The organism is Desulforegula conservatrix Mb1Pa (assembly GCF_000426225.1).
GTDB lineage: Bacteria > Desulfobacterota > Desulfobacteria > Desulfobacterales > Desulforegulaceae > Desulforegula > Desulforegula conservatrix.
In genome coordinates this window covers 65,200-77,446 of the sequence record NZ_AUEY01000013.1, presented here as the reverse complement: position 1 = coordinate 77,446, position 12,247 = coordinate 65,200, and the positions used below count along the sequence as shown (strand labels likewise).

Below are 12,247 nucleotides of genomic sequence, written 5' to 3'. Positions count from 1 at the left end.
CTCTTTCCTTTTTGAAATTGGATCATATTTTTTGCCATGCTACACCTCCATCATATCTGGATAATCTTTCACATGCCTTAAGATAAGCATGGCGGAGTAAAAATGGTAATCAAAAAATGTAAAGGCCTGTCTGCTGAAGAATGCAATTCAAAGTTGTGTTTTTTTGGGGGGAGATAGCCTAAGTTTTGCTGAAACAAGGCAAAAGAAGGGTTGGTGGCGCTTTTCAACGCACTGTCTTCGCCAAGCGAGTTGTGCGTGCACGGAAGGCACACACCCTATAGGGAAATGTAACCTTGGCAAAGGTTTCCAGATCAACTTGCATCATGGCTCGCCCAGCTTTCTTTCACCCATGTGATTATAGTTGAGAACCGGTCTTTTTATCCCTTCTTTCAGAAAAGCCTCGTTTGTTCTGAACACTATATCTGTCTTCATATGTTCCTCATACTGGACGTCCAGAACATAAGCCTTGGCGCTCAGTTTTATGAAAAAGCCTGTCTGGAAGCTTTCTTCCGAGGCTACTATCAGCACTGGCTTTTTAAGGTAAGTATAGCAGCTCGTTACGACCGTTTCATATATTATGTCCCTTGCCCTTGCAATATCTGCGTCGAGGGCGACATAAAAAGGCACCACCACCATCATGTCGAGAGCCCCTGAATTGCCTGAGGCAACAGCATCTGTTATGAAGCGGACGTTAGGGATTGTCACCGTGTTGTCGTCAAGGGTTTGAAGGCGTACTGCCCTTAATCCTATGGATTTTATTTCTCCGTAAGATGAGTCAAAACTCATTCTGTCTCCCACCTGAAAAGGTCTGTCAAAAAGCAGGATAAGACCTGCAAACAGTGATGCCACAAGATCTTTGAGCGAAAGACCGACTGCCACGATCACGCCGCCTCCGAGGGCTATCATCAGTTCCTTGGCAGGGCTCAGAACTGAATAAACCATCACGGTACCGCCAAATATATAGACGAAAAATACGGCCGTGGTTTCAATCTGCAAAACAAGCAGCCTGTGTTTGGGGAATTTTAGTGACAGAGTTTTTGCCCATTTGCGGAGTATTTTAACCGTATATGTGAGAACAACTATGCCCAGAATTAAAAGGATGAACCAGTCTAGTCTCAGCTGCGTCATGAATTTTATTATGTCAGAATAGTTTTCACTGCTCATATATGAAGTTTCTCCCTTTAAGATGGTTTATAAGGGTGTTCTGGAAAAATATGGAAATTCTGTAACGCCCGTCGTCTGACTGTTCCAGGAATTTTTTCTTGATGCCGAGTCTGAGTGCATGGGTTACAACACCAATCGGAAGATTTGATGAAAGTATGGTTTCTTCAAGTGTCAGGTTTTCATGTTTAAGAATTTCGGAATATATGAAAAGGGAGTCTTCGGGAAGCCCTGAAATTCCTGAAATATCCGGTCTGGCAGGAAGTCCTGCTTCAAGGGTATAAGGCGGTATGAATATAAGAGCTGAAAGCCAGATGTGTATGGAGATCCTTGGATTTCCACCTGACTGCTGCCATATTAGTCTGAAAAAGTCCGACTCGGCCTGGGCCATGCTTTCTAACCTTGAAACATTTCCTGATGCCTTGATTATTTTTTCATAGGATATTCTGAAGTCAGTTTTCGAATGCCTTTTTTCAATCATGGTTTTGATATCCTTATCTGTCCATGGACGCATTCTTCTTGCTTCATTTATATAAGGTCTCTTTCCCAGGACGTTGTAAATATAAATCCAGGCATACCTGTTGAACCCCAGGCACCAGTAAACATCCAGATCGTCAGAGTTGACAAGATCGAGAAAGGCTTTGAAACCGTCAAATCCCCCAACCGTTCCAAGGAAAAGATTCTGGGTTTCATCAATCATAAAAAGTGTCTTGCCTGATCCTTCGTCGTTATTTTTGATGATGCTATCGCCGTCAATGGTTTCATGACCGAAATATTGGCCGAAAAAGTTCAGTATGCTTTTGCTGTCCGTCATTTTGGGCGGTATTGATATTTTTATTATTCTTACTCCCTGAACTGAATTGGCGAGTCTCCACATAAGGCATGATTTGCCTGATCCCTTGTCTCCGTATATAGCGACAGAGTGCCCCTTTGATGATCCTTTAATCCAATCTTCCACTGATTCCAGAAGATCCTTAAGAAGGTCGTCTTCAGGTGAAATGAGTATGTCAGGATCATCAGGAACTTTAAAAGTGAACATTTTCGCATATTCTTCAGGGAGCTCAGTTTTTGTTTTTTCATTTTCCTTTGTTATATTTTCCAGTTTCTTCCTGAAGATGGTGGCTGAAATAATTTTGTAGGTTTCGAATCTTTCACTCAGTAATTTAAACCAGTAAAAGGCGATTAACAGTGAAAAGAAAAAAAATGCCGGAATGGACCATAAAAGACTGAATCTGCCTTCAAGGCCAGAGGCCATTAACAGCAGAATCCGGTTTTTGTATTTAGATCTGATGGCTCCGGAGAGTTCCTTTCTCCATCCTGATATGACCCATATTATTACTGCCGCCGAGCATATTAGAATCATCCTGACTGCAAGCACGTATATTATTCCCATGCTTATCATGCTTTCTATGGCATACAGAATTGAAAGTGATATGAAGATGACAAGCCCTGTAGATCTGACTGATTCCTCAATTTTTTCAGGTTTTTCTAATTCTGACCCGAGTTTTGATTGGACTATGGCCATGGAAACGGCTGCTTTGAAAAAAAGCCTGAATATCCTGTAGCAGCAGTATAGTGAAATATAGGGCAGAAGAATTTCAATCTCTGAGAATACGGTGTTTTTAGTTATGCTTTTGGCCACTGTGACGGCTATTATTGTTCCAGCCCAGGGAAGATAGGGCGTTGACGTTTTCAGAAATGTGGACATGGAGCCTGCGCCTGGGTCTTCGAATCGCTGGAAATGAAGTCTGATTATGCTCTGGTTGATATAAGCCGTAATTTTTTTCATCATCAGCCAGTAAAATATGGGGATGGTCAGAAAGAGCATGAAAAATATTATGTTTTCTGCAAGTTGAATCCAGCCCTTTATTCCGGACATGAGATTGTGTTTTACGTCAACAATTTTAACATAGAATATTGCTATCCATCTGTATGGTACTAATTTGGCCTCCCTGAATATATCGCTGATGTGCCTTTCTGTTAGAACTTTGTCTAAACGAATATATCCTTCGTTTCTCGCAATATTTAAAAGAGTGGATCTGATCTTGCCTGCCTTAATCATCAGCCTGTAGTGGAGGGCCATGTTTTCGTCAAGGCGCTGTTTCCCTTTTAATAGAAGATCAGCCCTCAGATTTTGGGCTTCATTATATGATTTGATGTAGTTTTCAGCCTCTTCGGTTTTTTCAGCCCTTTTCAGCAGACTCGAAGGATAAGAAGGAATGTCAGGAAGCTTTGAAATATTAGAAGTATAAAAAGATGCCCCAGAGTTTTTGAATGTGCTGTCAACAAGCATTCTCCATATGGACAGGATATCATTATAGGACTTTTTCAGTGATTCCTGGTCTTGTTCGGCACTTAGAGCCGCCTCTATTTCCGCCAGCTTTTCCTCCGTCTCATGGTAAAGATAGGTCTGTTTCTCCATTTCAGAGGCTGATTTGGCCTGGATATCGGCAATATCTGATTTCGTTTTTTCCAGGATGGCTCTTTCAGATGCAATATCCCTTAATAATCTGTTATTTTCGTTGATGGCTTTTTGTTCTGCTTCCTGGAGGGATTTATTTGCCTGTTCCTTTTGATCAAGAGCTTCGTTTTTTTGGTTTTTTAGGTATTCCAGCAGTTCTTTCTGGCTGCTTAACTCTTTTTTTGTCTCAAGTAGTCTTTTCCTTTCTGTTTCAGGCAGAGAAAGGAATTTCAGCCTAAGAGAATCTATGCTGAAGTTGAGGTCAGCCAGTTCGTTCGCTTTAATTTCGGCATTTTTATTTCCTGACGTACATTTATTAAAATAAGCCTGATCTGTGCCATAGTCCGAGGTATAGTCCGGCTTTTTGCCTTCTTTCTGTTGTTTTTCCAGCTCTTCCACTTTTTGGGCTATGGCTTCATTATCGTTAAGGTCAGTTACAAAAAGTGCGGCAGGAGATGCATTCCCACCTGCTCCGGATTTTATCAGTTCTGATAGCCCAGCTTCTATTTTCAGAAGATCCTGTCTTTTTAGCTCCATTTCAGAAAAGAGGGTGGCTTCGGAGGGGCATGGCCGGGGTTCTGTATGGGCTGTTTTAGCATGAAGATGTTTGCTTGCGGATAAGGCAGTTAACAAAAAACATGCGAGTATAAGAAGGGCTTTTTTATAGGCCATTGATGCTCACCTTTTATTGGGTTTGAATCATTTTGACGAAAAGTGGCTCTGGAAAAAGATATTAGTAAAAAAAAGCGCTTTTATAAACTACTTATTACAATTATTAAAATAAGAGGGTGTTTCTAAAAATCAGAGTTTTTGATGTGTGATCAATGTGTTTTTGAGTTAAAACCGGAATTAAATACTGATGGCGTCGCAAAAAGTCACAAAAGGCATCGTTACCATGACGGGATTGATCCGGCATCTGTGTGTTTTTAGATATTTCTGGATTCCGGCCTGCACCGCAATGATGTAAATCGGACTTTTTGAGATTTTGTCAATATCAGTTGTTTGTTTGGGGAGTTAAAAATTCATACTTGCAGGTGCAGCATTTAAAAAATAACCGGCCAGTTGTAACACAAAAGGCCGGTCATTATTCCATTGGGGCTATATCAGGGCTTTTACAGCCATCCGTGTTTTTTTGCTTCTTCCAGCAGTTCTTCGCGGAAGTCGGGGTGGGCTATGGCAATCAGGGCTTTTGCCCTTTCAGGGATGCTTTTGAAACGCAGATTTGCCACCCCATACTCTGTGACCACATACTGCACATCGTTTCTTGATGTGGTGACAACCGTTCCTTCAGGGAGAACAGGGAGGATTTTGGAACGGAGGTTACCTTCCTTGTCTGTATACGTGGAGTTCAGCGTGAGGATGCTTTTTCCTCCCTTGGAAAGTTTTGCTCCATGTACGAAATTCACCTGGCCACCTGTGCCGCTGTACTGTTTTGTTCCTATGGATTCAGATGCTGCCTGGCCGGTGAGGTCGAACATCAGCGCATTATTTATGGATATCAGATTGTCGTTTTTGGCTATTTCAAGTGGATTGTTGATCACAGAGATTTCATGGAATTCCAGATCCATATTCCCGTCGATAAAATCGTAGAATGCCTTGGTTCCAACACAGAAAGCACCCACCACCTTGCCAGGCTTGTAATTCTTTTTCCGCCCGGTCATTACACCTGCTTTCATCAGCTCCATCACAGACGGTGTTATGACCTCGGCGTGCATGCCCAGATCCTTTTTGCCTTTGAGCAGATGTCCGATGGCGTTGCCAAGGCCGCCGAAGCCGAGCTGTATGGTAGCTCCATCAGGAATCATGTCGGCTATGAATCCCGCTATTTTTTCTTCGGTCTCGGTGATGGTTATTTCAGGCACCTCAAAAACCTGGGCATCATGTTCTATTATGCAGTCCACCTCTGAAACATGGATCTTGAAAGCCTCGGTGTTCATGCATGGAAAGTTTCTGTTGACTTCGATAATTACAGTATCGGCCTTGTCAATGGTATTTTTGTTGAGGAATGATCCGAACAAAGATCTCGTCATGTATCCGTTTTCATCAGGAGGGGTTGCCACAGATGTTACCACATTGAAATTTCCTTCTTCGGTAAAGGCTCCCACATCGCCCAGATGCTGAGGCACATATGCCGATACTCCGAATTCCATGCACATTCTTTCCACAGGTCCTACAAACATGGTTTCGATGGAGAAGCTATCCTTGTTTTCAGGGGCCATGAAACCGTAAAAGCCCAGAGCGTATCCCAGGGCCAGTGTCACATTTTTAACATCTCCGGCCCGTTCGGATAATGCGGTGCAAAAGGCTGGTGGTATGCATGTTCCACCTGAAAGGGCGATTCTGTCGCCGGATTTGATCCTGGCCGCAGCTTCTTTGGCGGTCATGAGTTTGGATTGGTATTCTTCTTGCCAGGTGATTTGTTTTTTTGCTGCTTTCATGCGTCACTCCGTTGAAAAAACGTTTTATGGATCATATCGAGTTGGTATCCTTTACGTTAACGTTAATTTTTTACACCAAAAAAAATGGAATGGCAACTTCAAAAGCACCACGAAAATCATTTCCAAGAAAAATAAATAAAGTCTGACCGGTAATTTTTTGATGCCATTGTTTCCCCTGGACTCCAGGCAGTAATCATACTGAATTCCACTTGGGATCTAAGCCTACAAAGTCAGAAGCCTCAATCACTTTGACGTCACTAAATAATGCGACTTATCCGCAGAACAGATATATGCACAGATGTTGAAAACAGCTGAAAGTAACTACCTGAGCGGAAAAAACTGTGGACGTTCTGTTTATAGTCATTAGCAAATATTTAATATTATTAATTTTTTTATAAATAATATTAGAGGTAGGTTTCTATACTTGCTTTTTTGCCAAAATTCATACCAGTCTATCATTCAGTTTTTCATCATATTCTCATTACCATCCATTGAATCCAGCCAAAAATGTTATAGGGTGAACTGTATGTGGGGAAATATTGTCAAAATGCTAAAGGTTATGGATCTTCTCGCCAGACAAAACGGAGCCACAAAAAAGGATATAGCCAGGATTACAGGTAAAAGCGACCGTCAGGTCTACAGAATCCTGCAAGCCATAGAACATATTGGCATCCCCATATATAATGATAGAATTGATGGGGAACGGGAGAAAACATGGCGCATAGAAGAATCATATCTCACCAAACTTAAAAACTTGAATGTGCCCGACCTCAGCTTTACTCTGCCCGAACTCTTTGTACTCAGTTTCCTGAAAGGCTCTTCGTCGGTTTTTTATGAAAGCGAGATCTTCAAATATGTTGATTCGTCTTTCAGCAAGCTCAAGGGACTTGCGCCAGAAAGGTTGCTTGAGGTTTTTGAGCGCATGGAAACAGTATTTTTGAACAGGGTTAGATTTGCCAAGAATTACAGCGGACATGAAGATATTATGCTGGATATTCTGGAAGCCATTATTGGCCGCAAAAAATGCCGCATCAGTTACCATTCCTTCAAGTCAGATATCATCAGGGATTACCACGCCAAACCGCTTCATTTCTTTCAGGAGAACGGCGGACTTTATCTTCTTCTTCACCTTGATCCGGGCGGTGAGTCTCGAACTTTTGCCCTTGAGAGAATTGAAAATGTCGAGATCACAGACGAAGCTTTTGATTATCCGTCAGGCTTTGATGCACCTGAATTCCTGAACCGGCCTTTCGGGCTCATAATGGATGACTGCTTTGAATGCCGTATCTGGTTTTCAGAATATGTTGCCAAATACATAAGAGAAAGAAGATGGGCCGAGGATCAGAGAATAACCGAGAATCCAGACGGTTCGATCATCCTTGAAATGCAGACCTGCGGCTGGCCTGACGTAAAAAGATGGGTTTTGTCCTATGGGAAAGATGCAAGGGTGATTGACCCTGTGAAGATGAGACAGGAGATCTTGGAGGAAATAGCGGAGATGCTGAAAAATAACTCTATATGAGATTTTTTTGGGAAGTATGACAGAAATGTCATAGTTGGGGGTTATGTTAATTCCAATAAGGTTTTTTTGTTTTAACCCTAATCTTCATAAATGGTGAAATGGAAATGGAAAAAACAGAAACGTTCTATGCTCACTCAATTGACGGTAATTTGAACGAAGATGAATGGCATTTACTTGAAGATCATCTACAAGAAACCGCTGAACTCTCAAAGAAATTTGCTGAAAAATTCCATTCAGGTGATTGGGGATATCTTGCTGGCCTGTGGCACGACCTCGGAAAATATTCTGTGGAATTTCAGCATAGATTAAGAGGCGGTAAAAAAGTCGATCATGCAACAGCAGGGGCTAAACATGCCGGATTTGTTTTGCCAAAAGCTGCGGCAAGAATACTTGCATATATAATTTCAGGGCATCATACAGGGCTTCAGGATGGTAAAAATAATGATGAGGCCTGTCTTTTAAAGCGTCTTGAAAAGAAAATTCCTGATTTTTCCGCAAAACCAGACAGCATTTTAAATTTTAAAAAAGTTCCTGATTTCCCTTTTAATGTGAAACTTTCAAATGAAGAGGAAAAAGATCGTTTTGCGTTCAGACTGTCTTTTTTTATCAGGATGGTTTTCTCTTGTCTTGTTGATGCTGATTTTCTCGATACTGAAGAGTTTTTTGACAAGGATAAATGTTCATGGAGGAAAGGATATCCTTCACTAAAAGAATTGTATCCAAAGCTTGAGGCCGAACTTGAAAGAAAAATGAATCAGGTCGAACCTTCTAAAATCAATACTTTAAGGCGTGAAATTCTTGGGGCATGTCAGAAGTCAGCTGAAAAACCTACAGGTCTTTTTTCTCTGACAGTTCCAACAGGTGGAGGGAAAACGCTTTCATCCCTTGCCTTTGCAATGAAACACGCCAACCTACATAACAAGGAACGAATCATCTATGTCATCCCTTATACCAGCATAATTGAGCAGAATGCAGGCGTTTTCAGGGATATATTCGGAAATGGCGCAGTTCTTGAGCATCACAGCAATTTTTTGCCTGATAATGATGACAATAGATCAAAGCTTGCTTCGGAAAATTGGGATGCGCCTCTGATAGTAACAACAAACGTACAGTTTTTTGAATCTCTCTTTGCAAACAGAACGTCCAAATCCAGAAAGATTCATAATATTGCAAACAGCGTCATTATTCTGGACGAAGCGCAGATGCTGCCAGCCCCCTTTCTTCTGCCATGCCTGGAAACCTTGAAAGAAATATCCGCGGTTTATGATTCGACTGTGGTTTTATGCACAGCAACCCAACCAGCTCTTGATTATTCAGATAATTTTAAGAACGGCTTGAAGAATGTCACGGAAATAGCTCCTGACCCGTCAAGGCTTTACGAAGAATTCAGGCGAGTTGCAACTGAAAATCTGGGTGATTTGACAGATGATGAACTGGTTGAAAGAGTTGCAGGATTCAGACAGGTTTTGTGCATTGTAAATACCAGAAAACAGGCCCGTATTCTTTGCGAAAAAATTTCTGAAAAAGTCGAATCTATTCACTTGAGCGCACTTATGTGTCCTGCCCACCGTTCAAAAGTTTTGAATAAAATAAGAGAAAAGCTTAAAAACGGCACAGAATGCAGGGTAATAAGCACCCAGCTTGTGGAAGCTGGCGTTGATCTTGATTTTCCTGTGGTTTACCGCTGCATTGCTGGCATTGATTCCATAGCCCAGGCTGCTGGAAGATGTAACAGGGAAGGCCGTTTATCTGAAAAAGGCCATGTATATGTTTTTAACCCAGAAACACGCATACCAGCAGGTTTTTTGAGGCAAAGCGCGGATACAGCTTCAATCGTACTGAGGCATCATGAAGATCCTCTATGCCTTGAATCCGTGAATGAATATTTTTCAAGGCTTTATTGGCAGAAAGGAGACAAACTGGATGAGAAGGGCATTCTTGCAGATCTTAACGAAGGCAAAACAGATATTCTTTTTCCTTTCGAGGGTATAGCTGGGAAATTCAGGATCATAGAAGAGGATACCGAGCCTGTAATCGTTAACTGGCAGGGGACTGCTTCATGTATAATTCACGGTCTCAGATTCAGTGAATTTCCTGCTCCATTTGCAAGGCAGGCCCAGAGAGTTAGCATACAGATTCCTAATAAAATCAGAGAACAGCATATAAAACTCGGAAATATTGAGCTTATAAAAGATCGTTATGCTGTGCTGATAAATAGCAGCCTTTACGATGAAAAATTCGGACTGGATTTAAGCAATCCTTATCATCATGAACCTGAAAGCCTGGTTTTCTAAGATAATAAACGGAGGTGAAAATGGCTTATGGAATAAAGCTCAAAGTTTGGGGGCCTTATGCCTGTTTCACAAGGCCTGAGATGAAGGTGGAAAGGGTTTCATACGATATCATGACCCCTTCGGCTGCAAGGGGCATACTCGAGGCCGTATACTGGAAACCTGAGATAAGGTGGAATGTCAGGCGTATTCATGTCCTTAATCCAATCAAATTTGACAACATACGAAGAAATGAATTGGGTAATGTTCTTTCAGCCTCAAACATCAAGAAAGCCATGAAAGATCGCAAAACAGAGCTTTCAGTTTTTATTGAGGACGATAGACAGCAGAGGGCAGCAATGGTTTTAAAGGATGTCTCCTATATAATTGAAGCTGATTTTGAGATCCTGTCCGGCGATAACAATCCCTTAAAACATAAGGAGATGTTTGAAAGACGGGCGAGAAAAGGGCAATGCTTCAATACTCCATGCCTTGGTTGCCGTGAGTTTTCAGCAGCATTCGAACTTGTAGAAGATGAAGTTCCAGCTTCAGAATTGAAAGGCGAAAAGGATTATGGGTGGATGCTGCATGATATCGATTTCAATAACGGAATGACTCCGAGATTCTTCCGGGCCAAATCAAAAGATGGGATTATCGATGTGCCTCCATTTGTGTCTGAGGAGGTGAGGGGATGATCATTCAGGAGCTCGATAAATACTATAAAAGACTTCTTTTAGATGAAGGCAGTGATATTTCTCCGCTTGGTTTTAGTAGTGAAAAAATAAGTTTTGCTATTGTAATTGATAAAGAAGGTCGGATGCTGAGAATAAACGACCTTAGAGAGATCCAGAATAAAAAGAAGTTCCCGAAACAAGTTGTAACGCCTGAAGCAGTAAAAAGAACTTCCGGTGTCTCACCTAATTTTATGTGGGATAATTCTGGCTATGTTTTGGGAGTTGACTCAAAGGGCAACGCTTTCAAAAAATTTGAGGCTTTCAGGGATTATCATCATATTGTCGGAGGCCAAACAGAGGATGAAGGATTTCAGGCTGTATTGAAATTTCTTGATTCGTGGGTTCCTGAAATGAGTCCTGATAATCCTTTCATTACAGAAGAAGTCCTCGGCACCAACTTGGTTTTTCAGTTAGAAACAGATTTGAAATATGTTCATGAGCGCCCAGAGGTAAAGCAGATATGGCTGTCATATTATAATGAAAACAGTTCATTTATTAAAGCGCAATGTCTTGTTTGCGGAGATATAAAGCCACTCGCCCAGCTTCATCCACCAATAAAAAGTGTCAGGGGAGCGCAGACCAGCGGCGCACAAATTGTTTCTTTTAATCTGTCTGCATTTTGTTCCTACAAGAAGGAGCAGAGCCTTAACGCACCTGTCAGTGAAGAAAGTGCTTTTGCATACACAACGGCGCTAAATCATCTTCTAAGAAATGAAAGCAGGCAGAGAATTCAGATAGGTGATGCCACAACAGTTTTCTGGACAGAAAGAGAATCTCCAGTTGAAGATATGTTCGGCAATTTGTGGGACTCGAGGGATACAGGCGAAGAAGACAATAAAAAGATTAAGGACTTCCTTGAAGCTGTCAGAGATGGAAAGAATCTTCCGGGAGTTGATAAGGATATAGGTTTTTTTATTCTTGGTTTGTCTCCTAATGCAGCGAGAATTTCCATTCGCTTCTGGATGTCAAGCACGGTTGGGAAGATACTGGATAATATGAGCCTTCATTTCAATGATCTTAGAATTGAAAAGAGGTTTGATAAGGATCCTGATTTTCCAAGTGTCTGGATGATTTTAAAGGAAACTGCAACTCTGGGAAAAACAGAAAACATATCTCCTCTTCTTAGCGGGCATATGATGCGTTCGATCATATCTGGTTCAGCCTATCCTGAAAGTCTGCTTTCTGCCGTGATTACAAGGATTAGAGCTGGAGGAGACATCAACTATGTAAGAGCGTCGATTATCAAGGGCTTTCTCTTAAGAAAAAAACGTTTTGGTGACAAAAATATAATGGAGGTTGGAATGAGTCTTGATCAGAATTCAAAAAGTGTTGCTTACAGGTTAGGGCGGCTTTTTGCTGTACTTGAAAAGGCACAGAAGGATGCCGTGCCAGGGGCAAATTCAACAATCAGGGACAGATACTTCGGCGCTGCTTCAGCTACTCCTGGAGCTGTTTTTCCTCAACTTGTAAGACTTGCCCAGCATCATATCCAAAAATCGGATTATGGGTTCAATATAGATAAAATGATCGAGGAAATAATGTCAGAGATTGATTCATTCCCTGCCCATTTGAAGCTTAGCCAGCAGGGTGAATTTTCAATTGGATATTATCATCAGCGTCAGGCTTTCTTTAAAAAATCAACAGAAACAACGGAGGCATAG

At 41.6% G+C, this 12,247-nt stretch carries 7 protein-coding genes; 4 read left to right on the top strand and 3 right to left on the bottom strand.

Annotated elements, in window-relative coordinates:
- Nucleotides 1-321: 321 nt before the first annotated feature.
- The 3 genes from K245_RS0107290 to K245_RS0107280 all read right to left on the bottom strand — a co-directional run bounded on the left by K245_RS0107290 (nt 322) and on the right by K245_RS0107280 (nt 6,060).
- A complete protein-coding gene (locus tag K245_RS0107290; protein WP_027358761.1) occupies nt 322-1,164 on the bottom strand; it encodes a mechanosensitive ion channel family protein in 843 nt (280 codons plus the stop codon).
- On the bottom strand, nt 1,154-4,294 hold the full coding sequence (locus tag K245_RS0107285) for a P-loop NTPase family protein (protein ID WP_027358760.1): 3,141 nt from the start codon (nt 4,292-4,294) through the stop codon (nt 1,154-1,156). Before K245_RS0107285 ends, K245_RS0107290 begins: the two co-directional genes overlap by 11 nt.
- 440 nt (nt 4,295-4,734) lie before the next feature.
- Nucleotides 4,735-6,060 (bottom strand): acetyl-CoA hydrolase/transferase family protein, encoded by a 1,326-nt coding sequence (locus K245_RS0107280; RefSeq protein WP_027358759.1) that lies wholly within the window; start codon nt 6,058-6,060, stop codon nt 4,735-4,737.
- A gap of 526 nt (nt 6,061-6,586) precedes the next feature.
- On the opposite strand from K245_RS0107280, the gene K245_RS0107275 reads away from it, so the two are divergent.
- The 4 genes from K245_RS0107275 (at nt 6,587) to cas8c (ending at nt 12,247) form a co-directional block, all read left to right on the top strand.
- Nucleotides 6,587-7,582 carry a helix-turn-helix transcriptional regulator gene (locus K245_RS0107275; protein ID WP_027358758.1) on the top strand — a complete coding sequence of 332 codons (996 nt, stop codon included), beginning with the start codon at nt 6,587-6,589 and terminating at the stop codon, nt 7,580-7,582.
- A 104-nt stretch (nt 7,583-7,686) separates the two neighbouring features.
- Complete coding sequence (locus tag K245_RS0107270; protein WP_035276725.1) at nt 7,687-9,876, top strand: CRISPR-associated helicase/endonuclease Cas3; 2,190 nt, start codon at nt 7,687-7,689, stop codon at nt 9,874-9,876.
- Between the two features lie 20 nt (nt 9,877-9,896).
- Nucleotides 9,897-10,547: a type I-C CRISPR-associated protein Cas5c gene (gene cas5c, locus K245_RS0107265; protein WP_027358756.1), complete on the top strand. Its 651-nt coding sequence runs from the start codon at nt 9,897-9,899 to the stop codon at nt 10,545-10,547.
- Entirely contained in the window at nt 10,544-12,247 is a 1,704-nt protein-coding gene (cas8c, locus tag K245_RS0107260) for a type I-C CRISPR-associated protein Cas8c/Csd1 (RefSeq protein ID WP_027358755.1), read from the top strand. Before cas5c ends, cas8c begins: the two co-directional genes overlap by 4 nt.

Excerpts from the sequence above, each read along its gene's own strand:
- K245_RS0107275 (WP_027358758.1), top strand. The coding sequence starts at position 6,587 with ATGTGGGGAAATATTGTCAAAATGCTAAAGGTTATGGATCTTCTCGCC.
- K245_RS0107270 (WP_035276725.1), top strand. The coding sequence starts at position 7,687 with ATGGAAAAAACAGAAACGTTCTATGCTCACTCAATTGACGGTAATTTG.
- K245_RS0107285 (WP_027358760.1), bottom strand. The coding sequence starts at position 4,294 with ATGGCCTATAAAAAAGCCCTTCTTATACTCGCATGTTTTTTGTTAACT.
- cas8c (WP_027358755.1), top strand. The coding sequence starts at position 10,544 with ATGATCATTCAGGAGCTCGATAAATACTATAAAAGACTTCTTTTAGAT.
- K245_RS0107290 (WP_027358761.1), bottom strand. The coding sequence starts at position 1,164 with ATGAGCAGTGAAAACTATTCTGACATAATAAAATTCATGACGCAGCTG.
- cas5c (WP_027358756.1), top strand. The coding sequence starts at position 9,897 with ATGGCTTATGGAATAAAGCTCAAAGTTTGGGGGCCTTATGCCTGTTTC.
- K245_RS0107280 (WP_027358759.1), bottom strand. The coding sequence starts at position 6,060 with ATGAAAGCAGCAAAAAAACAAATCACCTGGCAAGAAGAATACCAATCC.